Genomic DNA, 24,535 nt, shown 5'->3' with positions numbered 1-24,535 from the left:
GGATCGCGCTTTTTCTGGTTCTCACCGTCTTGCTCGTCAACGTGCCTCTCCCAGCCTCGGGCGGGCGGCAGCAGCAGGAGTGCGGCGCCGCCCGCTCCGACGGCAACAGATCGATGGAATGGTACGACGGGTCAGCGGCGTGCCGGGCGGATCAGGCCCGCCCGGCTCAACTGCCCGCCCGGTCAGGTGACTTCGTCTCCGCCGCGGCGGGACGCAGTCGCAGGGTGCGGATCTGGAAGGGCCGGAACGCGAGATCGACGAACGCGCCGTCCGCGGTGCGTCCCAGCTCCCGCTCCGGTTGCTCCAGCAGGTCGCAGTCGAGGGCGGCGGCGAGCGGGAAACCCGTGGTCAGCCGCGCCGAGACCGCGCCGCCGCACGCCTCGTACAGGCGGACCACGACGTCGCCGCTGCGGTCGTCCGCGAGCTTCACCGACTCCACCGCCACATCGGTGGTGTCCAGCGCCACCAGCGCGCGGGCCGCGGCCGGGGCGGGTCGCAGGGGCAGGTTCAGCGCGTAGCCCCCGGCGACGGCCTCCTCGATCCCGGCGCCGGCGAGCAGCGCGTAGCTGAAGCTGTGCCGTCCGCGGTCGGCCTGCGGGTCGGGGCTGTGCGGGGCCCGCAGCAGGGAGAGCCGGACGGTCGTGGTGGTGCCGCCGTCCTCCCGGGTGTCACGGCGCACGTCGTGCCCGTAGGTGGAGTCGTTCAGCAGGGCGGCGCCCCAGTGCCGCTCCCCCACGTGCACCCAGCGGTGCGCCCACAGCTCGAAGCGTGCCGCCTCCCAGCTGGTGTTCTCGTGGGTGGGCCGCTGCACATGGCCGAACTGGATCTCAGCGCTCTCCCGGTCCGCGTGCACATCGAGCGGCCAGGCCGCCTTCAGGACGGTGTCGCGTTCCTGCCAGTCGATGTCATTGCGGACCGTGACCTGACGGCTCTCCGCGGTGACCTCGATGTGCTGCACGAACCGGGAGGATCCGCCGGCGCGCTCGACCCGCACGGACGCCAGCAGCGGCCCTTCGTCCACGAGCGTCACCGACTCGGCCTCGTCGAGGTCGCGCACGGTGTCGCGGTAGTACGAGTCGATGTTCCACGCCGACCACAGGTTGGGGTCGTCGGGGTGGAGCTGGAGGAGGTTGCCCGCGGCACCGGGGGCGATCGCCTCCCGGCGTGCGGTGTGGTCGTACACCGAGGTGATCAGGCCGCGCCGGTCCACGACGACGGTCAGCACGCCGTTGTCCAGGACGAAGCCGCCGTCCCGGGCCGTGGCGGTGACGGCCGCCCGGGGCGTGTCCACCGTGCCGCCCGAGGCGAGCGCAGGGACCTCGGCGAGGACGGCGGTGCGCCCGTCCGACAAGGACTGGCCGCCCGGGAACGCGGGGGATTCTCCGTCCGCGGGCAGGACGGCGACCTCACGGCGGGCGTACGGCCCGGCGTTGAGGAGCGCGGGCCCCGCGGACAGCCGGCCGACCGCGTCGGCGATCACCGTGCCGAGTTCGGCGTGGATCTCCCCGTACTCGCGTTCGGCCTGCTGGTGCACCCACGCGATGGACGAGCCCGGCAGGATGTCGTGGAACTGGTTGAGCAGGACGCGCCGCCAGATCGATTCCAGGTGCTCGTACGGGTACGGAGCGTCGGCCTGGACGGCGGCGGTGGCGGCCCACAGTTCGGCCTCGCGCAGCAGCGCCTCGCTGCGCCGGTTGCCGCGCTTGGTACGGGCCTGGCTGGTGTAGGTGCCGCGATGGTTCTCCAGGTACAACTCACCCCGCCATACGGGGAGTTCGTCGCGTTCCGCACGAGCCGCCGCGAAGAACGCGTCGGGTGCCTCGACGACGACCTTGGGCGATCCTTCGAGGTCGCGCAGGCGGCGGGCCTTCTCCAGCATCGTCCGGGTGGGGCCGCCACCGCCGTCGCCGTAGCCGAACGGGACCAGCGAGCGGCTGGCCACTCCCTTGTCCGCGAAATTGGTCTCGGCGTGGGCGAGTTCGCTCGCGGTGAGGGACGCGTTGTAGGTGTCGACGGGCGGGAAGTGGGTGAAGATCCGCGTTCCGTCGATGCCTTCCCAGGCGAAGGTGTGGTGCGGCAGCTTGTTCGTCTCGTTCCAGGAGAGCTTCTGGGTGAGGAACCACCGGGCGCCGGCCAGCTTGGCGAGCTGCGGGTAGGCGGCGGTGTACCCGAACGAGTCGGGCAGCCATACGCCGTGCTGCTCCACGCCGAACTCCTCGGCGAAGAAGCGCCGCCCGTAGACGAGTTGGCGGGCCAGTGCCTCCCCGCCGGGCAGGTTGCCGTCGGCCTCGACCCACATGCCGCCGACCGGCGCCCAGTTCCCCTCGGCCGCGGCCTTCTTCATGCGGGCGAAGACCTCCGGCCGCTGTTCCTTCATCCACGCGTACTGCTGGGCCGAGGAGCAGGCGAAGACCAGCTCGGGGTACTCCTGCGCCAGCGTGGTCATGTTGGTGAAGGTACGCGCGCACTTGCGCACGGTCTCCCGGACCGGCCACAGCCACGCCGAGTCGATGTGGGCGTGGCCGACGGCGGAGACGGTGTGCGCGGAGGCGTGCGCGGGCCGGGACAGCACATCGGCCAGCCGCTGCCGGGCCGCCGCGGCGGTGCCCGCCACGTCGGCCGGGTCGACGGCGTCGGCGGCACGGCGCAGGGCGTAGAGGATCTCGTGGCGCCGGGAGGAACCGACGGGCAGTTCGTGCATCAGCTCGTCGAGCACCTCGATGTCGTGGACGAGGTGCCACACGTCGTCCTCGCGCACCGCGATCTCGGCCTGCTCCAGCCGGTAGATGTGCTCGGTGCCCGCGGTCTCCAGGGAGCCGTGGTGCAGGTGCAGCCCGGCGCTGCCGACGATGGGCGGGTTGGCGGCCAGCTCGATCAGCAGGTCGACCCGGTCGCCGCCGGTGGCGGAGCCGGCCAGCAGCACACTGCGGTTGTACGGGTGCAGGCCCTGCAACGGCGCGCCCTGCGCGTCGTGGACCAGGCCCTCCGCCTGGCCGCCCGGTCCCTTGGTCAGGTCGAAGCCCAGGTCGAAGACGGCCTCGACGCGCCGTCCCGCCCACTCCTCGGGGACCTCCGCGCTCGCCCGCAGCCAGGTCGTCGACCAGGGGCCGCCCCAGGTCTCGCCCACGGTGAAGGGTGTGTAGTCGGCTCCCAGCGCGTCGGCCACGGGAACCGGCTCGCCGTCGACGAACCAGGCGCTCAGCTCGAAGGGACGCGCGGCACTGTAGAGAGCGGGACGGATGATCCGGTCCAGCAGCTTGCGGATCCGGGCCTCGATGATCCGGCGGTCGTCATGCACGGAGCTGGTCCTTCCAGGGGTCGTACGAGGGATCGGGGGCGGGCAGTCGGATGGTGTCCCGTGCGCCCTGTGGCCAGGCCACCTCCACGAGCAGGGTGCTGCCCAGGGCGCGGGTGCTGACCTCGGGCAGGGCGGCGGGGTCGGTGCCGCCCAGGTGGACGAGGGCGACGTGGGCGGCGCCGTGGGTCACGGGGCCGTCGGTCGCGACGACCGGGGTGGCGGACGCGGCGCCGAGGGCGTTGCTGTCGGTGCCGGTCAGCACGGCGGCGCCGGGCAGTCCCTGTGCGCCGACGACGACGGAGACCAGCCCGTCGGCGCCCGCGACCCGGGCGGTGGCACCCTCCGTCGTTCCGGCCGCGACCGCGGCACCCGGATCGACGGCCAGGGCCCAGCCGCCGACGCGCAGCACGTGTCCGGCTCCGGCCGCGTCGTCGCCGGAGGCGGGGTCGACGCGTACGGCCCGCACCTCGACCGAGCCGCGCAACGCGGAACCGACGGTGATCCAGGGGCCGAGCGCGTACCGGGTGGCGGGACCGCCGAACGGATCCCAGGTGGCGTCCTCGGGCCAGTGCGCGCGGGAGCGCGAGACGGCCGTGGCGCCGTCCATGGAGAGCCTGGTCGCCGGACGCCGGTGGGAGGCGCGGCCCGCCGCGTCGAGCAGCACCACCGCGTTGTCGAGCGGGTCGGCGTCGGCGCACGAACCGGGGCTCGCGGTGGGGTCGCCCGGGGTCTCCGGCGCGGCGTGCGTGGAGTAGGCGAACCGCGCGTAGCAGGGGTCGTCCGCGTGCGGCCGGGCCGGGTCGGCGTGGTCCCCGCCGTGGTTGACGACGCGTACGACGCCGTCCGCGGCGGTGCCGGAGACCAGCCAGCCGGGCGCGGTCAGGGCGCGGTGGAAGTCGCCCTGCTCGACGGGGAGCGGGGTCTCCTGCTCGGTCCACACCGGGTGGTCGGGCGGCAGGGCCAGACCGATGAAGCCCTTGCTCGCCCAGTACGGCGAGGCCGGCCCCGAGTACACCTGGAGGATGCCGCGGAAGGGCCGGTGCCAGCCGAGGGTGAGCAGTCCCTCGGCGTCGGTGGCGCCGTGGCCGGTGAAGTGGTCGAGCATCCGGCTCGCGATGGCCCGGGTCTCGCCCGGCGCGAGCGGGGTGGCGTCGAACAGGGCGCCGGTCCACAGCGGGGCGAGCGCGGCGTGCCGGTAGGTGAGCGAGCGGCCCTGGATCAGCGGGGAGCCGTTGGCGCCGACCAGGAGCCGCTGGTCCGCGAGGAAGCGGCGCAGCCGGTCCCGGTAGCGGTCGAGGAGCCCGTCGGGCGCGGCGTCGCCGAGGATGCGGCAGAACCACAGCGGGTACAGGTGCATGGCCCAGCCGTTGTAGTGGTCGAAGTTGCGCCGCTCCCCGCCGGTGAGCCCGTCGGAGTACCAGCCCTCCCCCGCGTACCAGCCGTCGGTCAGCCCGATGACCCGGTCCAGGTCCTGCTGGCGCCAGTCGCCGCCGACGGTACGGGCGAATGCCTCGGTGACGCCCTGGAACCAGATCCAGTTGTTCCCCGGCATGGGGTCACCGACCATCGGGGCGAGCCAGTCGAGCACCTGCTGTCTCACCCGGTCGGTGAGGCGGTCCCAGATCCAGGGCCGCGTCTCGTGCAGCGCGAGCGCGATGGACGCGGCCTCGACCTTGGCCTGGTTGCGCTCGGCGAAGGTGGGCCAGCGTTCCGGGTTGTCCGGATCGGTGCCGGCGGCGAGGCCGGCCGCGTACCAGCCGGCCAGGTCGTGCGGATCGCTGCCGCCCGCACCCGCCAGCCGGAAACCGGCCAGCAGAAAGGTGCGGGCGAAACCCTCCAGCCCGTCGCTGTGCTCGCCGCTGCTGCTCGGCACTCCCGGCAGCCGGATGAGGGCGTGCCGGTCCGTGGCGTGCGGCCGTACGGCGAGCAGCAGCCGGTCCGCGGTCCGCTCCCAGTGGGCGCGGTCCTCGGCGGGGGTGCGGTTCATGACTGACGGGCCTCCCAAGCCTGTTCGAACTCGGCGCGGATCTGGTCGCCGGCCTCCTTGCGCCAGGTCTTCATGGCGTCGTCCCACTCGCTGAGCGGGAGGCGCCCCTGCATGATGCCCTTGCGGGTGTCGTCCAGAGTCGTCTGCATGAGGAGGGTCTTCTGGGAGTCCGTCGGCGAGTACAGGGGCTCGGCCGGGTTGGGGATCAGTTCCTTGACGGCTTTCGTCTGGAACTCGTACTGCGTGGGTACGATCTCCGGCTTCTGCGGGTAATACAGGGTGAACGGCGCGTCCGTGGCGAAGATGGTGGGCAGGTACACCTCGGACTGGCCCTGCGGGGTGAGGATCGGGTCGGTCCCCTTGAGCGTGTGGTCCGGGCCCTCGACGCCGTATTTGCGCAGCAGGTACGCATCCGTGCCGAAGGGAGCCGCCAGGGCGTTCATCGCGCGCAGGATCTGCTTGATGCGCGCCTTGGGCGCCTTCTTGAGGATGAGTGTGGCGTAGTTGGCCGAGCCCGCCCACTGGCCGCCGCGACCGCCGTCGTAGCCCGGCGCAAGCATGTAGCCCACGTCGAAGCCCTTCGTGGCCGGGGCGTACGTGGTGTAGTAGTCGTTCCACGCCGCGGGCGCATCGGGGTTCATGACGGTCCGACCGGTGCCGAACCAGTCCTTGGCCTTGCCCAGGACGGTGTACGTGTCGGGATGCATGACACCGGCCTTGGTGAGCTGGCGGACCGCGTCGAGGGACTGCTTGGCCTCTTCGGTCTCGAAGTACCAGGTGAACTTGCCGTTCTCCTCGGCCCAGTTGTTGGGCCCCCGGAGCATCTGCATCACGAAGTTCCACGCGGTGACGCTGTCGCCGAGGGCGTACTGCTGCTTCTTGGGGTCCGTCACGTCCTTGCACAGCTTGGCGAACTCGTCCCAGGACTTCGGATTCGGGTCGAGTCCCCGCTCGTTGATCAGGTCGAGGCGGGTGTAGTTGGGACCTCCGGCGAGCGGCCGCGGCATCGGGATCGCGTAGATCCCGCCGTTGCGCACACAGGGAGCCCAGGAAGCGCTGGGAATGTTGGCGAGATACGGGTAGTCCCGGATGTTGTCGCCCGACAGGTGCTCGGTGAGGTCCTCGCACAGGGTGTCCAGCATGTCCGGAGTGGCCGCGGTGTTGCTCTTGGGCGGCAGCATCAGCATCGCGTCGGGCAGATCGCCGCCCGCGATGGTCACGGCGAACTTGGCCGGATAGTCGCCGACGGGCGTGATCTGGAAGTTGAGGTCGCAGCCGACGCTCTTGTTGAGGGCCTGCCACATGACGTTGCGGTTCAGCGGCGGCGGCACCGGGTTGAAGATCAGGGTCATGATGTCGATGGCGGGCCCCTTGGCAGGGGGGCCGTCCGGGAATGCCTTTGCCGGGTTCGCCGGGTACTTCATATAGCCGGCGGCGACACCGTCGGCACTCGACGGCATCGATGTCTCAACACCCTTGTACGGGATGTACGAGGGCAGTTGCGCCGTCGCGTTGGCCTTGCCGGCCGAGGGCGGGCGGTAGTCCCCGCAGCCCGCGAGCGTCAGGCCGGCCGCGACACCGGCGGCGGACGCGAGGAAACCTCTACGGCTCAGACGTGGGTTCATGCTCGTGTTCATCCCTTCACCGCCCCGACCATCACGCCCTTGTTCATGTGCCGCTGGAGGAAGGGGTAGACGATCACGATGGGCACGATCGACAGCACCAGGATCGCGGCCTGGAGCGACTGGGTCGGAGGCGGGACCGCACCGGCCGCGACGTTCAGCTGGCCGCCGCTGAGCTGTGAGTTGTTGACGACGTAGGTACGCAGGACCATCTGCATGGGCCACTTCGACGCGTCGTTGATGTACAGCAAGGCGTTGAAGAACGCGTTCCAGTACGTCACCGCGTAGAAGAGTCCGATGACGGCGACGGACGCCTTGGACAGCGGCAGGATGATCCTCGTGAGGATCTTCAGCTCGGAGGCGCCGTCCATCCGGGCCGCGTCGATGAGCTCCTGGGGCAGATTCATGAAGAAGGAGCGCAGCACGATCACGTTGAACGCGTTGATCACGGTCGGCAGGATCAGCGACCAGTAGCTGTTGATCAGATGGAGCTGCTTGACCATCAGATAGCTGGGGATGACACCCGGCGCGAAGAGCATCGACATCAGCAACAGCATGAGCACGGGCTTGTGCCCGAAGGAGCCGGGGCGGCTGAGTCCGTACGCCAGCGTGATGGAGCAGACGAGGCTGAGGGCGGTGCCGACGACGGTCACACCGACGCTGACGAGCATCGCCTTGGACACCAGGCCGCCCGAGAGCAGCGCGCTGTAGGAGTCGAACGTGACGTGGTCGGGCCACAGGACATAGCCGCCGGCCTTGGTGACCTGGACGGGGTCGGCGAGCGACGTCGAGACGATCGCCAGGAAGGGCAGCAGGACAAGGACGACGCAGATCAGCAGGATCAGTGACTTGAAAGCGCGCCACGGCAGGGCGCCGGGGGTCTCCCCGGGAACCGCGCTGTAGGACTTGCGCGGCTTGCGGCGTACCGGGTGTGCGGGTGACAGCGTGGTCATGAGCGGTATACGCCTTCCTCGCCGAAGAAGTGGGCGATCTTGTTGGCGCCCAGGACAAGGACGACTCCGACGACTCCCTTGACGAGACCGACGGCGGCGCTCACGCCCCAGTCCCCACCGACCAGGCCGTGGTTGTAGACATAGGTGTCCATGACCTCGCTGTTGTCGAGGCCGACGCCCTGCTGCTGGAGCAGGATCTGCTCGAAGCCGACGGACAGGGCGTCGCCGAGGCGGAGGATCAGCAGCAGGATCACCAGGCCGCGCAGGGCGGGCAGGGTGACGTGCCAGGTCTGGCGCAGGCGGCTCGCGCCGTCCATGGCGGATGCCTCGTACAGGTTCTGGTCGACGCGGGAGAGCGCGGCGAGGAAGAGGATCGTGCCCCAGCCGGTGTCCTTCCAGATGATCTGGGAGGTGAGCAGCGACTTGAAGAGATCGGGGTTGCCGATGATGTTCCAGGTGCCCATGTCGTGTGCCTGGAAGAACAGGTTGAGCATGCCGTCGTTGCCCAGCATCTGCTGGAAGAGGGAGACGACGACCACCCAGGACAGGAAGTGCGGCAGGTACAGGACGTTCTGTATCCACTTCTTGACCCGTTCGCTGACCAGGCTGTTCAGCGCGAGCGCCAGCAGGATGGGCGCGGGGAAGACGAACACGACCTGGATGAGGGTCAGTTCCAGCGTGTTGATCAGCGCGTGCACGAACTGCTGGTCACCGTTGAAGATGACGGAGAAGTTGTCGAACCCTGTCCACCGGCTGTGCATGATACCGATGTAAGGTTGGTAATCCTGAAAGGCGATGACGTTGCCGAGCAGCGGGATGTAGTGGAACAGCAGCAGGACCACTATGCCCGGTATCAGGAACCAGAACAGGGCCATGTCGCGGCGGCGACGTGGGCGCAGGAACCGGAAACGGCCCTTGTCCGGCCGCCTGTCCTCATTGGCCGAGGCGGCGGCCGGTTGTTCAAGCGTTGTCATGACGTGACGCCCTTTCACCGGGGACGGACGGCTTCGGCCGTCCCCGGGTTGGCAAGGTTTATCTACATTTGTTCGATGATCCAGCGTCCATCGGGTTGATACTGCTTTCCTGGTTGTGTGTGTCAGGCCAGGCGCGGGAGCGCTTCGCGGGTGACTTCACCCTGTAGCGGCTCCCCCGCCACCCATCGTTCGACCTCCGCGACCGCGTACCGTCCGAGTCGTGCCACCTCGCTGCCCTGAGCGCCGGCGATGTGCGGGGTGATGAGCACATTGGGCAGGGACAGCAGGGGATGGCCGGACGGCAGCGGTTCGGGATCCGTCACATCGAGATACGCTTCGAGACGGCCGGAGGAACACTCCCTGGTCAGGGCCTCCGTGTCGACGATGGCACCCCGGGCGGTGTTGATCAGAACACCGCCGTCGGGGACGAGTGCGAGCATCTCGGCATCGAGCAGGCCGGTCGTCTCGGGCAGGAGCGGTGCGTGGACGCTCACCACCCGGGACCTGCGGCACAGCTCGGCCAGTTCCACTCGCTGCGCGCCGAGCCGGCGGGCCTCCTCGTCCGTCACGTACGGGTCGCTCAGCAGGATCTGGTGACCCGCGTCGGACCTGACGAGTTCGGCGATGACCCGGCGGCCGATGCGCGAGGCGCCGATGATGCCGACGGTGAGACCGTCGGCGCCCGATCGGCCGGCGAAGTCCGGCCACTCGGCGGAGTAGCCGGCCGCCATGGTCAGCGTGCGCCGGGCGGCGAGCGTGACGAGGGCGAGGGTGTAGGAGACGACCGGGCCCGCGTTGGCGTCGGCCGCCGACGAGACGACGATGCCGCGTTCCCACACCGCGTCGCTCACCAGCGACTTGACCGTGCCCGCCGCGTGCACGACGGCCCGCAGCCGGGGGGCCCGCGCCAGCACCTCGGGGGTCAGGCGCGGGCACCCCCAGCCGCTGATCAGGACCTCCGCGTCGGCGAGCGCGTCCGGGAACGCGGCGCCGGCACCGGAGCCCACCTGGTCCGGGGCGAGCCGGACCAGCGACGCGAGCCGTGCACGCAACTCCGGCGGAAGCACGTGATCGGCGACGGCCGGGTCCATCACGCAGACCGCCTCGGGAAGGGCGGAGCGTGTCGCTCGGACTGTCATGGTGGGCTCCCTTTCGGTACGTGCTGGTCGTGCCGGTACGGCGGTTCGTCAGGCGCGCGGCAGGCGCAGGGTCACCATCTGGAACGGCCGCAAGGCCAGGACGACCGTGCCGTCCGCCGTGCCGGGCCGCCCGGTGTCGGCGAGCGGGCGTTCCAGCAGGTCCGTGAGGACGGCGCCGTCGGCGGCGAAACCGTCGACGGAGACGGTGGCCCGGGCGCGGCCGCCGTTCGCCTCGTAGAGCCGTACCACCAGGTCGCCGCTGCGGTCGTCGGCCAGCTTCACCGCGCTCACCACGACGGCGTCGTCGTCCACGGTCACCAGCGGGGCGACCGCTTCGGCGGTCCCGGTGACCCGGCGCTCGGGCAGGTTGGCGCGGTAGCCCTCGCGGACCGCGTCACCGATCGTCGCGCCCGGCGCCAGGGCGTGCCGGAACCGGTGCACACCCTGGTCCGTCTCCGGGTCCGGGTAGCGGGGCGCGCGCAGCAGCGACGCCCGTACGGTGGTCGTGGTGCCCTCGTCGGTGCCGGTCCGTACCGCGCGGGTCACGTCGTGGCCGTACGTGGCGTCGTTGACGATCGCGACGCCCCAGCCGGGTTCGTCGACGTGGATGAAGCGGTGGTTGCACGCCTCGAACTTGGCCCACTCCCAGCTCGTGTTCTGGTGCGTGGGCCGGTGCACGTGGCCGAACTGGGTCTCGGAGGCGTACCGGTCGGCCTTCACGTCCAGCGGGAAGGCCAGCTTCAGGAACTTCTCCCGCTCGTGCCAGTCCACCTCGGTGTCGATGTCGAGCCGCTTGTCACCGGCCGGCACCGACAGGAGCTGGGTGACCCGCGAATCGCCGAAGGCCCGCTCGATCCGCACCGTGGCGCCGTCGGCGCTCAGTCCGGTCACCTCGGTGAGGTCCGTGCCGACGTTCCGGTAGAAGCGGTCGACGTCCCACGCGTCCCACTGGTTGGGGAAGTCGGGGTGGAGCTGGAGCAGGTTGGCCGCCTGCCCCGGCGCGACGGCCTCCCGGTCCGCGGCGATGTCGTAGGCGGAGACCACCAGCCCGCGTCCGTCGATCTCGACCCGCAGCAGGCCGTTGTCGAGGACGTAACCGCCTCCCTCACGCGGGACGGGGACCACGGCGTCCGGGGCGGTGAGCGCGGCGGCGCCACCGGCCGGGACGCCGCCGCGGGCGTGCGGGGCCGAGTTGAACACCAACTGTCCGGCGCCAAAGGCGTCACCGGCGAGCGCGCGCTGCGCACGCTCGATGATGCCTTCCAGCTCCCCGGCGAGGCGCGCGTAGGTCTCGCGCGCCTCGCGGTGCACCCAGGCGATGGAGGAGCCGGGCAGGATGTCGTGGAACTGGTGCAGCAGCACCGTCTTCCAGATCCGGTCCAGTTCCTCGTAGGGGTAGGGCGCGCCGGCGCGCACCGCGGCCGTCGCGGCCCACAGCTCGGCCTCCGTCAGCAGGGACTCGCTGTGCCGGTTGCCGCGCTTGGTCTGCGCCTGGCTGGTGAGCGTGGCGCGGTGCAGTTCGAGGTACAGCTCGCCGACCCACACGGGCGGGTCGGGGTATTCGGCCTCGGCCTTGGCGAAGAAGGCCGCGGGGGACTCCCACTCGACGGCCGGGGCGCCTTCCAGACTGCGCATGCGGGCGGCCTTGGCGACCATCTCGCGGGTGGTGCCGCCGCCGCCGTCGCCGTAACCGGTCGGGGCGAGGGACCGGGTGGCGACGCCCTTCTCCTTGAAGTTGCGGGCCGCGTGTGCCAACTGGCGACCGGACATCTCGCAGTTGTACGAGTCGACGGGCGGGAAGTGGGTGAAGATCCGGGTGCCGTCGATGCCCTCCCACTGGAAGGTGTGGTGCGGGAACTTGTTGGTCCGGCTCCAGGAGATCTTCTGGGTGAGCAGCCGCTGGGAGCCGGCCGCCTTGATGATCTGCGGCAGGCCGGCGGCGAAGCCGAAGGTGTCGGGCAGCCAGGCTTCGTCGTTCTCGATGCCGAACTCGTCCAGGAAGAACCGCTTGCCGTGCACGAACTGCCGGGCCATCGCCTCCGAGCTGGGCATGTTGGTGTCGGACTCCACCCACATGCCGCCGGCCGGCACGAACCGGCCGTCCGCGACCGCCTTCTTCACCCGGGCGTACACCTCGGGCCGGTGCTCCTTGATCCAGGCGAACTGCTGGGCCTGGGACATGGCGAAGACGAAGTCCGGCTCGTCCTCCAGCAGGGCCGTCATGTTCGACGTGGTCCTGGCCACCTTGCGGACCGTCTCGCGCAGCGGCCACAGCCACGCGGAGTCGATGTGCGCGTGACCGACGGCGCTGATGCGGTGCGCCGCGGGAACCGCGGGCGCGGAGAGCACTTCGGCGAGTTGGTCCCGGGCGGCCTGGGCGGTGCCGCCCACGTCCTGGAGGTCGACGGCGTCCAGCGCGCGGCCGACCGCGCGCAGGATCTCCCAGCGGCGCGCCCCGTCGAGGGGCAGCTCCCGCATCAGCTCGCCGAGCACCTCCAGGTCCATGACCAGGTTCCACACCGTCTCGTCGAAGACGGCCAGCCGCATCTCGCCGAGCACGTACTGCGGTGCGTCGCCCGCGGTCGCCTTGTCACCCATCGGCGTCGGCTGGAACGGCACCCCGCTCGCGTCGAGGTCGGGGTTGGAGGCGGCCTCGATGTGCCAGTGGACCTGCTCCCCGCCGGTGACCGGCGCCCCGACGCGGATGTACGCGTTGCGGGGGTGGAGTCCCTTGACCGGGGTGCCGTCGGGCCGGTAGACGAGGCCCTCGCACTGGAAGCCCGGGGTGCGCGGGGTGAAACCGAGGTCGAGCACGGCCTCGACGGTACGGCCCGCCCACTCGGCGGGAACGGCACCGGTGACCTTGAACCAGCTGGTGCCCCACGGCGTGCCCCAGGGGGTGCCGGTCGCGATGGGGCGGGTGGGTGCCGCCAGGCCCTCGGCCACGGGCACGGGTTCGCCAGGGGTGGACCAGATCTCCACGGTCAAGGGGGTGGTGACGGGGTGGACTGCCGGCCGGATGCGTTCCCTGAGGACGCGGTCCAGGCGTGCTTCGACCAGGTTCCGGTCGTCGTGCATGAAGGGGGTCTCCTGTAGCTGCGAGCGTATGCGTGCAGTCGAAGGTCGGTGGGGCAGTCGGGTTCGGTCAACGGCTGCCGGTGGCGGTGTACGGCGACCGGTGTCGGTCAGTCGCCGGGCTCGGTCACCGGGGCGGGGCGCTCGCAGGTGCTGGTCACCGGGAGCGCGCGGCCCTGGTCCGCCGCGTCCATGAGGGTGAGCATGATGTCCAGGACGTGCGCGGCGAGCTCGGCCGACGCGCGGTGCGCCCGCCCGGCCGACAGTGCCTCGGCCAGGTCGGCGAGGCCCGCGCCGCGTCCGGCGTCCCGGTAGCCGGCGGACACGGGCAGGGTCTCCCAGCCGTCCCCGCGGTTGATCTCGACGGTGCCGTCGAAGCCGTTCGGGTCGGGCACGGACAGCGATGCCTCGGTGCCGTGCACCTCGATCCGCGGCAGCCGCGCGGCGCGCACGTCGAAGCTCATGACCAGCGTGGACAGGGCCCCGTCCGCGTGTTCGAGGACGCCGGTGATGTGGGTGTCCACCTCCACCGGGAAGGTGTGGCCCGCGCGGGGACCGCTGCCGATGGTCCGCTGCTTGCGCGGCCGGGAGGACGCGCCGGTCACCTTGACGACCGGGCCGAGCAGGTGGACCAGGGCCGAGAGGTAGTAGGGGCCCATGTCGAGCAGGGGGCCGCCGCCCGGCTGGTAGTAGAACTCCGGATCCGGGTGCCACGCTTCGTGGCCCTTGGTCGTCATGAACGCGGTGGCCGCGACCGGGGTGCCGATCAGACCGTCGTCGACCGCCTTGCGCGCGGTCTGGGTGCCGGTGCCGAGGACCGTGTCGGGTGCGCAGCCGACCCGCAGCCCGGCCTCGCGCGCCGCCGTCAGTACGGCGTCGGCCTCCTTGCGGTTGGCCGCGAGGGGCTTCTCCCCGTACACGTGCTTGCCCGCGGCGAGCGCCGTGAGGGCGACCTCCGCGTGCGCGGCCGGGATCGTCAGGTTGAGAACGGCGTCCACGTCGTCCCTGGCCACCAGGTCGGCCACGGTCGGCGCCACGGTCACCCCGTCCCCGACCTGGGCCGCGACGGCCTCCGCGCGGCTCTGGTCGAGGTCGGTGACGGCGGTCAGCCGCACGGACGTCAGGCGCTCCAGCGTCGAGAGGTAGGCGCCGCTGATCTTTCCAGCGCCCACGATGCCGATGTTCAAGGGCTTCAGCGACTCGCCCACAGCAGTCCCCTTTCGGTCAACGTCCGGACCTCCGGCACGTCGAAGTCGTCGAGCTTGTGCCCGATGGTCGAGACGAAGACCCGTCCCGCTCCCCACGTCCTGGTCCACACGGCGGGCATCACCGCGGGCCGGTCCCTGAGCTCGTCGGCCGGGAAGGTGGTGGTGGCCAGCACCTCGATGTGCGGGTCGGTGAGCACCCAGTACTGCTCGGTGTGGACGTCGAAGTCGGCGAGCCCAGCGACGACGGGGTGGTCGGCGCGCTCGGGCAGCACGTGCACGGTGTGGTCGTGGAAGCCCGGCGGATGCATGACGAACTTGCCACCGGTCAGCAGGTGGTAGTTGTGGTCGTGGAAGCAGTCGACGATGCCGCCGTGCCAGCCGGCCAGGCCGGTGCCCGCGCGTACCGCGGCGGCGAGGTTCTCGCTCTGCTCCCGGGTGATCGTTCCCATGGTCCAGCACTGGACGATCAGGTCGGTTGCGGCCAGACGCTCCGCGTCGTCGTACACCGCGAGGTCTTCGGAGGTCTCGACGACGAAGCCCTGTTCCTTGAGGAAGGGGACGAAGGCGTCGCTGATCGTCACGGGCTGGTGCCCGTCCCAACCGCCGCGGACGACGAGCGCCCGCCGGGTGTCGGTGGTCAAGGTGATTGCACGCTCCCATCAGCGCCGCGCGGTGGGGCGCGGCGGTCGGGGTCGAGTGGTGTTCGCCCGACGGGTCGGGCCGGAGCAGGAACTGCCCCTGACCGGCGTTGTCGGGTGTGCTGCCATGTGAACTTATGAACCGCCGCCGAAGTTTGTCAATACGTTGTAGTAACTCGGATGTCATGCGTTTCGGCGAGCGAGCCGGGGGCCGGGCGCCGTGGCGGGCGCGGCCGGGTCGGCATCGGTCCGGCACCGGTCCGGCACCGGTCGGTTCGACGGGGGCGCCCCGGCGGCCGCCGGGGCGCCCGCACCCGGACCAACCCGTCGCGCGGGAGGTGTCCGGCGGCCCGCGGAGCCGTCCGCCCACCCGACCGCCCAACCGAGCCGTCCGCCCAACCGACCGCCCACCGGACCGACCTCCCGGCCGACCTCCGGACCGACGCGGACGGCCTGAATGGTCCGCGCCTGCCGCGTGCGACGACCACGGAATGGGCCGGCCGCACGAACGACCCACCCCTGTGTCAGAACACTTATTTTCCATTTCCGTCGCCACCTTCACCCGCCCCCAGAATTCCGGCCATGCATATGAATCTGCACAACAGAATTCGGTTTCAGGGATTGACGTTGGGCAGGCCACTGGGTTTGCTGACAGCCGACAAAACCCCACCCCCACTGAAGGAACTCCATGGCGATCACCAGACGCAGTATGCTCGGCGGCGCCCTCGCGGCCGGTGCCGGAATCGGCACCATGGCCGCCCTGCCGCGGGCCACCGCGGCCGAGTCGGCAGCCGCCGCCGGCCCGCCCGGCGATGTCGTCGGCAAGATCTCGGTCGGATACCAGGGCTGGTTCGCCTGCCAGGGTGACGGTTCCCCCATCAACAGCTGGTGGCACTGGAGCCAGGACAAGAGCAAGCCGCCGTCGCCGTCCAACACCACCATCAAGTCCTGGCCCGACATGTCGGAATACTCGCGCGGTTTCACCACCGCGTATCCGAATCTGAACGGCGGTGGACCCGCCCAACTCTTCTCGTCCTGGGACCAGCAGACCGTCGACACGCATTTCCGCTGGATGCGTGAGAACAACATCGACACGGCGGCCCTGCAACGCTTCAACCCCTTCGGATCCGAGGGGCCGACCCGGGACGGAATGGCGCAGAAAGTGCGCCAGTCCGCCGAGGCGAACGGCCGCAAATTCTACATCATGTACGACGTAACCGGCTGGACCTCCATGCAGTCCCAGATCAAAGAGGACTGGACGTCCAAAATGCAGGCACACACCGCGTCCAGCGCTTATGCGCGGCAGAACGGAAAACCCGTGGTGTGCATTTGGGGATTCGGTTTCAACAGCTCCACGAGGCCCTTCGAGCCGGGACCGTGCAAGGACGTCGTGGACTGGTTCAAGGCCCAGGGCTGTTACGTGATCGGCGGCGTCCCCACCCATTGGCGCACCGGTACGGACGATTCACGCGCCGGTTTCTCGGACGTTTACCACGCCTTCAACATGATCTCCCCGTGGATGGTGGGGCGGATCTCCAGTGCCGCACAGTCCGACCAGTTCTTCACCAGCGTCAACACGCCCGACAAGGCGGACTGCGACGCGCACGGCATCGACTACCAGCCCTGTGTCCTGCCCGGAGATCTCCAGGAGCGCCACCGGGCGCACGGTGATTTCATGTGGCGGCAGTTCTACAACATGGTGCGGCTGGGTGTTCAGGGCATCTACATCTCCATGTTCGACGAGTTCAACGAGGGCAACCAGATCGCCAAGACGGCCACGACCGCGGCCGGTGTGCCCTCGGGTTCGGGGATCTGGGCGCTCGACGAGGACGGCACGGCCTGCTCGTCCGACTACTACCTGCGTCTGACCGGTGACGGCGGCCGGATGCTCAAGGGGCAGATCGCCCTCACCGCGCAGCGGCCGACCGCTCCGGTGCGATGATGCCGAGCGGGGCCGGGGCGGGTGTCCCCCTGCTTCGCCTCAGCCCCGCTCCCGCCCCTTCAGCCGCGGGGTGAACGTGGCGTGGAACAGCGTGGAGGCGGCGCCCACCGCTGCCGCCTCCGCGCTCAGCACGGAGCGTTCCACGTGGACCCGCCTGAGGCGGCGGGCGGTGGGGAACTCGTTGACGGCACGGCCGATCTCGTCGAGGTAGCAGTCGGCGACGTCGTCGGTGAAGAACGGGCCGCCCAGCACGATGAGGTCGATGTCGAGCAGGTCGACGAGGCCCAGCGCGCCCCGTCCGACGGCCCGTGCGACTTCGCGCAGCGCCGCGGTCGCGCCCGGGTGACCGGCCGCCACCGCGCGCCCCACGGACCGGTACGCCGCGGTGCTGCTGCGCGCCGGTGCGGCCGTCCGCAGTCCGAGCCGCTCGGCGAACTGCGGCACGGACACGGGCGGATTGCACTCGGGCAGGATCTCGGGCCTGCCGTCCGCCGCGACGCGGTCCAGGGCGAGCGCGCACAGCTGGCCGAACTCCCCCGCGTTCGCGCTCACTCCCCGGTAGAGGTCGCCGTTGAGGTAGAGGCCCGAGCCGACGCCGGTGCCGAGATAGAGGTAGGCGAAGTCCCGGGCCCTGCGGTCACGTCCGATCCACCGCTCCCCCGCCGCCGCGGCGAGCGAGTCCTTCTCGATGAGGACCGGGCAGGGGAAGTGCTCCTTCAGGAGGTACAGCAGCGGCAGATCCTGCCAGCCGCGCATCAGGGGCGGTCCGAGGACCGTGCCGGAGGCGATGTCGACCGGTCCGGGCACGGCCACGCCGACGCCCAGGAAGCCGTCCTCGCGGACCGCGCCGTGCGCCTTGCCGAGTGCTTCGTGGCCCAGGTCGACGGCCTGCGCCACGAATTCGGCGGGGTCGGTCTCGGCGCTGACGGCCCGCGTGCAGGTGCACACGAGGGCGCCGTCGAGGTCGATGACGACGGCGGTGAGCACCTCCGGGTCGATGTGCAGTCCGAGCGCGTGCGCCGCCGTACCGCACAGCCGCACCGGAGTGCGCGGTTTGCCGGAGGTGGCGCGGCGCTGGGCGTCCTCGACGAGGACACCGCGGTCGAGCAGCGAGCGGGCGATACGTGACACGGACTGCTGGGTGAGGCCGGTCCGGTGGGCGATCTCACCGCGGGTGACGGTGCCCGCGAGGCGCACCGTCTCGATCACCACGCACTCGTTGAACGAGCCGAGGTCGAGTTGGTTGACCCCGCTGAACGCGGGCGCGTCCGGGGCCTGCTCCGCGCCGTCCGGCCGGCTCTGGTGCTCGGCGACGGGCTCGCGCAGCCAGCGGACCGGGCGGCCGTCCGGTTCCGTGGGACGTTCGAGCGCCGCCACGAGGTCGAGGAACACCCGGCGCGACGACTCCGGGTGGCTCGTGCTGTCCAGGGCGATGAGCGCGTTCAGGAAGCCGCGCCAGCTCGCGCGGACGGGCAGGTCGTGGTGGCTGACGGGGGAGCCGCCGGGTCGTCCGCCGGCGCCCGGCCACAGGGCGACGGCATGCAGGGCGATGTCCGGGTGGCGGGCCGCGGCGTCGGCGAGGAACGCGGCGAACTCCTCGTCGCTCGCGGCGGGTTCCAGGCGAAGCCGGTCCAGCGCCCGGTCCAGTCCGGCCACCGCCCGCGCGTCGATCACCGTGGCGGCGGTCGCGGGACGGCTGGTCTCCGCCCGCGTACCGACGAGGAGTACGGCGCGGTCCGCGTCGGCGTACAGGCCCATCACCCACACGTCGGTGCCGGGCAGGGGCGGACGGGTCGGGACGCGGGGGACGAGCGGCTGGTCAGGACCGAGGTTCCAGCGTCGGCGGATCGCCGCCACGGTGGCGTGGGACAGGCCCAGTTCGCGGGCGATGGCCCGGCTGGCACCGCTGCCGCCGGGTGCGAGCAGGGTCCGGGTGACGACCTCCGCCTCGTCGACGGTGACGGGTCTGCCGGTGCGCGGTCGCTGCCGGAGACCGGCCAGACCGTCGCTGTGCCAGCGGTGGCGCCAGGTGCCCACGGTCTGCCGGGAGACACCCAGCCGGCGGGCGATCTCCGCGTCGCGCCAGCCTTCGGCCGTCAGGAGCACGATCCGGGCGCGCAGGGCGAGAGCGCCTCCGTTCGCGGCCCAGTCCCGCAGTGTGGCACCGGTCTGCGGCGTCATGGTGTCCGCGCGGTGGGGTTCAGGCACCGGGTGGCTCCTCGTCGGGCTGGGCTCGGGTGATCCGCAGGGTGCGGATCTCGAACGGACGGAGATTCAGCGGAATGCGGGAACCGGCGTGCGGAGCGGGCTCGGCGTTCTCCTCCGACAGGTCCGTCGTGCACACGGCCGCGACGGCGAAATCGACGGTGAGCGCGGCGCGCACGGCGTTGCCGCGGGCTTCGTAGAGGCGTACGACGACGTCTCCGCTGCGGTCGTCGGCGAGTTTCACGCTCTCCACGACGGCGTCCGGGTGATCGGTGCTCACCAGGGGGTCCGCCGCCGGCGCCGCCGTCCCCGGACGCAGGGGCAGCGCGAGGAGATAGCCGTCCTCGACGGCGTCGCCTGCCGTGGCGCCCGGCCGCACGGTGTGCCGGAAGCGGTGCGCTCCCCGGTCGGCGTACGGGTCGGGTCCGCGCGGGGCACGCAGGAGCGTGTGGCGTACGACGGTGCTCGTGCCCCCGTCGTCCCGGTCCCGCCGGACGATGTCGTGGCCGTGCGGGGTGTCGCTCGCGAAGCCGACGCCCCAGTGGGCTGCGCCGACGTGGATCCAGCGCTGGAGGGGTCTCTCCGCTCCGTCGGCCGGAGGGTGGCTCGTGTGTCCGAAGGGGATGCCGCACCGGCTGTGCCCGGCCGGTCCGTCCAGGGGCCAGGTCTGTTTGAGCGCGGTGTCGCGTTCACGCCAGTCGACCTCCGTGTCGACCACCAGGGAGGGGCTGCCCGCGGTCAGCGTCAGGTCCTGGGTGAAGACCGAGCGGCCGTTGCCGCGGCTGATCCGCACGGTGGCCACCAGGGGTCCGGCCGCGACCAGTTCGATCCCCTCGGCCCGGGTCAGGTCCCGGCGGGTGCGTTCGCTGCCCAGGGCGAGTGTGCGGGCCGGGTCGGTGACGGGCTCGTCACGGTGCAGTTCCAGGAGGTTGCCGGCCCATCCCGGGGCGATGGCGTCGCGTCCCGTGGCCAGGTCGACGAGGGAGCGGACCAGGCCGTCGCCGTCCACCGTGACGCGCAGCCGACCGTTGTCGAGGATGTGCCGGCCGTCCTGGGTGCGCCGGGCCGTGACCGGTGCCGTACCGTCCAGCGCGATGCCGACGCCTCCGGTGCCGTGGGCGGGGGCCTCGGCGAGCACCGCGCACCGGCCGTCGGCGAGCACCTGGGCGACGGCGGGCAGACCGGCGGGCCCGACGCCGTCCTGGTCCGTCCCTGGTCCGTCCGCCCTTTCGAGCAGGACGGCTTCCCGTTCCAGCAGGACGACTTCACGGCGGGCGAACGGCGCGGGGTTGTGCACCACCGCGTCCCCGCGGGCTCCGAGCGCGCGGTGGATCAGCCGGGTGAGTCGGCGTCCGAGGTCGTGGTGGACGTCCTCGGCGTCCTGCCGGGCCCGCGCGGCGGCGGCGCCGGCGAGGATGCCGTGGCTCTGCTGGGTGAGGACGGAGATCCAGATCCGCTCCAGCGCGTCGTACGGGTAGGGCGTGCCGTTGCGGACCGCCGCGCCCGCCGACCACAACTCGGCTTCGTGGAGCAGCGCTTCGCAGGTCCGGTTGCCGCGCTTGGTGCGTGCCTGGCTGGTGAACTCCCCGGTGTGGGGGGCGAGGTCGAGCGGGCCGCGCACGGCGGGTTCGGCGTCCGGCCCGGGTGCGGCCGGGTGCGTCGGGTGCCAGGCCCGGGTGAGGGGGCGCGGTCCGTGCCGCGGCGGGCCGTGCGGGTCTGCGAGCCGGGCGGCCTCTTCCAGCGCGGCCCGGTCGGGGTGGTGCAGGGTCCGCAGGGGCGACACGGGCGAGCCCTCGTCGCCGTGCGGGTCCGTCGCGCGGCCCGGGACATGGACGAGCACGGCGCTGCCGTCGATGCCCTCCCAGCGGAAGGACTGGTGCCGCGCCGGCCGGTCGGTACGGGAGACCAGCATCCAGTGCGCACCGGCGGCCCGCGCGATCTGCGGCAGTGCGGGCGAGACGCCGCGGACGTCGGTCAGCCAGACGCCGTCGCTGTCGGTGCCGAACTCGGCGCGCAGGAAGCGGCGTCCGTGGGTGAACTGACGCACCAGCGCCTCCCCGCCGGCCAGTTCGGTGGCGGACTGCGCCCACATGGCGCCGACCGGTACCCAGGTGCCGTCGGCGATCATCTTGCGCAGCCGCTCGAACAACTGCGGCTCGTGCTGTTTCATCCAGGCGTAGTGCTGTACGTCGGGTGCGACGCAGACGAGGCCGGGGTATTCCTCGGCGAGGTCGGCGAGTGTACTGAGGTCTCGGGCGACCGCACGGACCGCCTCGTGCAGGGGCAGGGAGCCGAGCGGCACGGGTGGGCTCTCCGCCACCAGCGGGTACGCGGCCGGCAGCGCCCCATCGGCGCCGCCGAGTTCGGGTGCGAGGACGGCGTGGCCGCCCCGGGCGGTGCGGGCGACGGCACGCGGATCGACGGCGTCCAGTGCGCGCTCCAGGGCGTCGCGGATGCGGATCGCCCGCGGTGCGTCCCGCGGCAGGGACCGGTGGATCCGGTGCAGGGTCCGGATGTCGTGCAGCAGTCGCCACACGTTGTCGTCGCGCACCGCCAGGTCGGCTTGGCGCAGCCGCAACGGCGGCGGGTCGCAGGGTGCGTCCGTGACGCCGGCCTCGACCAGGAGGTGCACGGCCTCGCCCCCGCGGGCACGTTCGGCGACGAGGACCGGGTCCGGATGCGGGGCGTGCAGTCCCCGCAGGGGTGCGCCGTACTCGTCCCGTACGAGCGCCTGCGGCCGGGTGACCGTGTCGCCGCCCAGGTCGAACACCGCCTCGACGCGGCGGCCCGCCCAGCGCTCGGGCACCGTCGCCCGCACCGTGAACCAGGAGGTCGACCCCGGTCGCCCCCAGGTGTCGCCCACCGCGAACGGCTCGTGGTCGGCGCGCAGGGCGACCTGCGCGGGCACCGGTTCACCCGGTAGGTGCCAGGCGCTCACATCGAGGGGGATGCGGAGCGGATACAGGGCCGGTCGCAGCCGTTCGGCGAGGAATGCGGCTATGCGCTCGTCAAGCATGGCGGGTCCCCTTCGCGTCCAGCCAGTGACGGCCATGTAAAACCAAGTGTGTTATCAAGTCAACGCTTCGTGCCGCGCGCATTGAATTTGCAGTTGAGCGCGTCGCCGATTGTTTCCGTCAGGCGAATTAGGTTCCGAATCGGGGACGCACGTCAAATAAACAGACTGACAAAACGGGGAACGAAAGGCGACAGGAGCGCACGGCGGGGCGGGCAGCCTGCGGGTGGAACGCGGCGGGGTGTCCGGTTCGTGCGGGCGGCGGGTGTCGTCGCGGACGCGGACGTCGGGGCGCGCGTCACCCTCCGTGTGCCGCACGGAACTTGGGTCTGCCGCACCTGTTGACGTAAATCAATCTGATGGACTTACATGTCGGCGCAGCGGCGCCGCCCGTCCGGCACGCGCCCGACCCGACCGAGGTGTGCCCACCGTGCGCAGACGCCGAACGTTCTTCCGCAGTACCTTCTCGCACCGCGCCGCGGTGCCGGGGCGTCGGCCCGCCGACAGCAGCGCCGACGCCCCGCCCCGGCCGACGGGCGACCGCGACGATCTCCGGATCTGCGGCGGCTGATCCCCGATGTCCGCCGCCGACCTCCGTCCCGGCCCCGCCCTCCTGGCGCGGGACTCAGGGCCGCTGCACGCTCCCGTCGGTGTTGCGCAGCAGCGCCCACCGGTCGTGCCCGAGGGGTTCGGGCACGGGGTGGCGGCGGGCCGCGGACTCGTCGAAGTCGACGCCGTGGCCGGCCGTCGCGGGCGGTACGAGCAGTCCGTCGCGCGCCACCACGGTGCCGGGGAACACGTCGTGGACGGCCTCCTTGAAGACGGCCGCCTCCTGCACGCCGAACGCCTGACTGCTGACGTCGAGCGCGAGGGTGGCGGCCTGGGCGACCGGGCTGACGTCGGCCGGGCCGTGCGGGGCGAGGCGGACCCCGTGCAGTTCGCACAGGGCGGCCAGCTTCCGGGCCGGGGTGAGGCCGCCGAGCGTGGGGATGCGCAGGCGCGCGAAGTCGATGTCGGGCTCCTTCAGGAGGGCCACGAACTGCTGGGGGTCGCTGAAGAGTTCACCCACGGCCAGCGGCACCGGGGAGGCGGCGTGCAGCCGTGCGAAGTGGGCGCAGTCCTCGGGTGCGAGCAGGTCCTCGACGAAGTACAGGCCGACGTCCTCCACTCGGCGCAGGAAGTCCCTGGCCTGGCGCGGGTCGAGCCGCTCGTGCACGTCGTGCAGCAACTCCACTTCGTCGCCGACGAGTTCACGCACCCGGCCGAGGACGCGGGGGACGGTGCGCAGGTAGGCCGCGGAGTCCCACGGCACGCGCCGCTCGCGCACCGCCTCGGGATCGGAGGCGCCGCCGACCCCGTAGGTGTCGGAGCCGGGCACGGCGGCCTGGACGCGCACATGGCGGAATCCCCGCTCCCGCGCCGCGGTCACCTGGTCGGCGATCTCCTCGGCGTCGGCGCCGTCGACGTGGGTGTACGCCTCGGCACCGGTACGCACCCGGCCGCCGAACAGGGTGTACAGGGGCACGCCGAGCCGTTTGGCCTTGAGGTCCCACAGGGCGACGTCGATCCCGCCGAGGGCATTCCCGGTGAGCGAACCGCCGCGCCAGTAGGCGCTGTTGAGGACGAGCCGGTGCAGGTCCTCGATGTCGTCCGGGTCCCGTCCGGCGAGCAGCGGGGAGAGGTAGTCGTCGAGGACCGAACGGACCGCGAGGGTGCGTTGCGGATCGCTGGCGCAGCCCAGCCCGTAGAGCCCGGGCTCGTTGGTCTCGACGCGCACCACGAGATGCGGGCAGCCGTGCGGGGCGGTCAGGAACGTGCGTACGGCCGTGATGCGGATCCTGGCCCCGCGCTCCTCGACCCAGGGGGCCGGAGCGAGCAGACGGGTGCGGGCTTCTGGCTGAGCCATGCGAACTCCGGCGTTCTGGTATCAGAATGACGTACTGCCACCCGAACGTATGGAGTGCGACTCTCGTTTGTCAACGGCCCCTTGGCCCGGGGCACTCGGGCGCGCGCGGGGCACCGGACGCCCGGAGGTCAGTGCTGGCCGAGCCGTTTCAGGAGCATGGTCAGGGAGTGCGCCGCCTCGGTCACCGCCCGGGCCACCTCCTCGATCCGCTCGTCGCCCATCCTGCTGCGGGGCGCCGAGCAGCCCACCGCGTCCCCGCCGTCCGGGGACACGCCGAGCGGAACGGCCACGCACCGGACGTCCACCGCGTTCTCCCCGTCGTCCACCGCCCAGCCGCGCAGCCGCGCCTCGGCGAGTTCGGCGAGGAAGGCGTCCGGGTCGACGACGGTGTCCGGGGTCAGTTTCTCCAGCGGCCAGGTGAGCCGGCGCTGCACCTCGGCCGGGTCGAGCTGGGAGAGCACCGCCTTGCCCAGCGCGGTGGCGTGGGGCCCCAAGCGCCCGCCCCCCCGCCCGGCACAGCCCCAAGCGGGGCCCGCCTCGCGGAGGGGCCGGGCGGCCCGGTGGGGGCGCGCGCG

At 71.7% G+C, this 24,535-nt stretch carries 15 protein-coding genes; 2 read left to right on the top strand and 13 right to left on the bottom strand.

Annotation, left to right across the window (positions count from 1 at the left end; translation table 11 throughout):
• Window positions 1-166 precede the first annotated feature (166 nt).
• The 9 genes from ACFC09_RS07190 to ACFC09_RS07150 all read right to left on the bottom strand — a co-directional run bounded on the left by ACFC09_RS07190 (window position 167) and on the right by ACFC09_RS07150 (window position 14,897).
• Window positions 167-3,298 (bottom strand): alpha-mannosidase, encoded by a 3,132-nt coding sequence (locus tag ACFC09_RS07190; protein WP_376524624.1) that lies wholly within the window; start codon window positions 3,296-3,298, stop codon window positions 167-169.
• Window positions 3,291-5,285, bottom strand: coding sequence for a DUF2264 domain-containing protein (locus tag ACFC09_RS07185; RefSeq protein ID WP_376524622.1), 1,995 nt, complete (start codon window positions 5,283-5,285; stop codon window positions 3,291-3,293). Before ACFC09_RS07185 ends, ACFC09_RS07190 begins: the two co-directional genes overlap by 8 nt.
• Window positions 5,282-6,910 (bottom strand): ABC transporter substrate-binding protein, encoded by a 1,629-nt coding sequence (locus ACFC09_RS07180; protein ID WP_376524621.1) that lies wholly within the window; start codon window positions 6,908-6,910, stop codon window positions 5,282-5,284. The genes ACFC09_RS07185 and ACFC09_RS07180 overlap by 4 nt, the downstream gene beginning before the upstream one ends.
• 8 nt (window positions 6,911-6,918) lie before the next feature.
• Window positions 6,919-7,860, bottom strand: coding sequence for a carbohydrate ABC transporter permease (locus tag ACFC09_RS07175; protein ID WP_376524619.1), 942 nt, complete (start codon window positions 7,858-7,860; stop codon window positions 6,919-6,921).
• Entirely contained in the window at window positions 7,857-8,834 is a 978-nt protein-coding gene (locus ACFC09_RS07170) for an ABC transporter permease (RefSeq protein WP_376524617.1), read from the bottom strand. Before ACFC09_RS07170 ends, ACFC09_RS07175 begins: the two co-directional genes overlap by 4 nt.
• A gap of 122 nt (window positions 8,835-8,956) precedes the next feature.
• Window positions 8,957-9,973 (bottom strand): hydroxyacid dehydrogenase, encoded by a 1,017-nt coding sequence (locus ACFC09_RS07165; protein WP_376524616.1) that lies wholly within the window; start codon window positions 9,971-9,973, stop codon window positions 8,957-8,959.
• Between the two features lie 48 nt (window positions 9,974-10,021).
• Window positions 10,022-13,051, bottom strand: coding sequence for an alpha-mannosidase (locus ACFC09_RS07160; protein ID WP_376524614.1), 3,030 nt, complete (start codon window positions 13,049-13,051; stop codon window positions 10,022-10,024).
• Between the two features lie 107 nt (window positions 13,052-13,158).
• Window positions 13,159-14,256 carry a Gfo/Idh/MocA family protein gene (locus ACFC09_RS07155; RefSeq protein WP_376524613.1) on the bottom strand — a complete coding sequence of 366 codons (1,098 nt, stop codon included), beginning with the start codon at window positions 14,254-14,256 and terminating at the stop codon, window positions 13,159-13,161.
• Entirely contained in the window at window positions 14,241-14,897 is a 657-nt protein-coding gene (locus ACFC09_RS07150; protein WP_376524611.1) for a ThuA domain-containing protein, read from the bottom strand. The genes ACFC09_RS07155 and ACFC09_RS07150 overlap by 16 nt, the downstream gene beginning before the upstream one ends.
• 685 nt (window positions 14,898-15,582) lie before the next feature.
• On the opposite strand from ACFC09_RS07150, the gene ACFC09_RS07145 reads away from it, so the two are divergent.
• Window positions 15,583-16,836 (top strand): glycoside hydrolase family 71/99-like protein, encoded by a 1,254-nt coding sequence (locus ACFC09_RS07145; protein WP_376524610.1) that lies wholly within the window; start codon window positions 15,583-15,585, stop codon window positions 16,834-16,836.
• A gap of 39 nt (window positions 16,837-16,875) precedes the next feature.
• Here ACFC09_RS07145 and ACFC09_RS07140 read toward each other — a convergent pair whose 3' ends face one another.
• Both ACFC09_RS07140 and ACFC09_RS07135 read right to left on the bottom strand, forming a co-directional pair.
• Complete coding sequence (locus ACFC09_RS07140; protein WP_376524609.1) at window positions 16,876-19,044, bottom strand: ROK family protein; 2,169 nt, start codon at window positions 19,042-19,044, stop codon at window positions 16,876-16,878.
• Complete coding sequence (locus ACFC09_RS07135; protein ID WP_376524607.1) at window positions 19,037-22,057, bottom strand: alpha-mannosidase; 3,021 nt, start codon at window positions 22,055-22,057, stop codon at window positions 19,037-19,039. The genes ACFC09_RS07140 and ACFC09_RS07135 overlap by 8 nt, the downstream gene beginning before the upstream one ends.
• 427 nt (window positions 22,058-22,484) lie before the next feature.
• Here ACFC09_RS07135 and ACFC09_RS07130 point away from each other — a divergent pair, with 427 nt between their 5' ends.
• Window positions 22,485-22,625, top strand: a complete 141-nt coding sequence (locus ACFC09_RS07130; protein ID WP_376524605.1) for a hypothetical protein — start codon at window positions 22,485-22,487, stop codon at window positions 22,623-22,625.
• 54 nt (window positions 22,626-22,679) lie between these two features.
• On the opposite strand, the gene ACFC09_RS07125 is transcribed toward ACFC09_RS07130, so the two are convergent.
• Both ACFC09_RS07125 and ACFC09_RS07120 read right to left on the bottom strand, forming a co-directional pair.
• The gene (locus ACFC09_RS07125) at window positions 22,680-23,960 is read right to left on the bottom strand and encodes an enolase C-terminal domain-like protein (protein WP_376524604.1); all 1,281 of its coding nucleotides are present in this window, start codon (window positions 23,958-23,960) and stop codon (window positions 22,680-22,682) included.
• 128 nt (window positions 23,961-24,088) lie between these two features.
• Complete coding sequence (locus tag ACFC09_RS07120) at window positions 24,089-24,454, bottom strand: IclR family transcriptional regulator (RefSeq protein WP_376524603.1); 366 nt, start codon at window positions 24,452-24,454, stop codon at window positions 24,089-24,091.
• Between the last annotated feature and the right edge of the window lie 81 nt (window positions 24,455-24,535).

Origin of the sequence: Streptomyces sp. NPDC056161 (genome assembly GCF_042268025.1) — a bacterium.
GTDB lineage: Bacteria > Actinomycetota > Actinomycetes > Streptomycetales > Streptomycetaceae > Streptomyces.
This window is presented reverse-complemented; position numbering and strand designations above follow the sequence as displayed.

Excerpts from the sequence above, each read along its gene's own strand:
- ACFC09_RS07185 (WP_376524622.1), bottom strand. The coding sequence starts at position 5,285 with ATGAACCGCACCCCCGCCGAGGACCGCGCCCACTGGGAGCGGACCGCG.
- ACFC09_RS07180 (WP_376524621.1), bottom strand. The coding sequence starts at position 6,910 with ATGAACCCACGTCTGAGCCGTAGAGGTTTCCTCGCGTCCGCCGCCGGT.
- ACFC09_RS07175 (WP_376524619.1), bottom strand. The coding sequence starts at position 7,860 with ATGACCACGCTGTCACCCGCACACCCGGTACGCCGCAAGCCGCGCAAG.
- ACFC09_RS07170 (WP_376524617.1), bottom strand. The coding sequence starts at position 8,834 with ATGACAACGCTTGAACAACCGGCCGCCGCCTCGGCCAATGAGGACAGG.
- ACFC09_RS07165 (WP_376524616.1), bottom strand. The coding sequence starts at position 9,973 with ATGACAGTCCGAGCGACACGCTCCGCCCTTCCCGAGGCGGTCTGCGTG.
- ACFC09_RS07160 (WP_376524614.1), bottom strand. The coding sequence starts at position 13,051 with ATGCACGACGACCGGAACCTGGTCGAAGCACGCCTGGACCGCGTCCTC.
- ACFC09_RS07145 (WP_376524610.1), top strand. The coding sequence starts at position 15,583 with ATGGCGATCACCAGACGCAGTATGCTCGGCGGCGCCCTCGCGGCCGGT.
- ACFC09_RS07135 (WP_376524607.1), bottom strand. The coding sequence starts at position 22,057 with ATGCTTGACGAGCGCATAGCCGCATTCCTCGCCGAACGGCTGCGACCG.
- ACFC09_RS07125 (WP_376524604.1), bottom strand. The coding sequence starts at position 23,960 with ATGGCTCAGCCAGAAGCCCGCACCCGTCTGCTCGCTCCGGCCCCCTGG.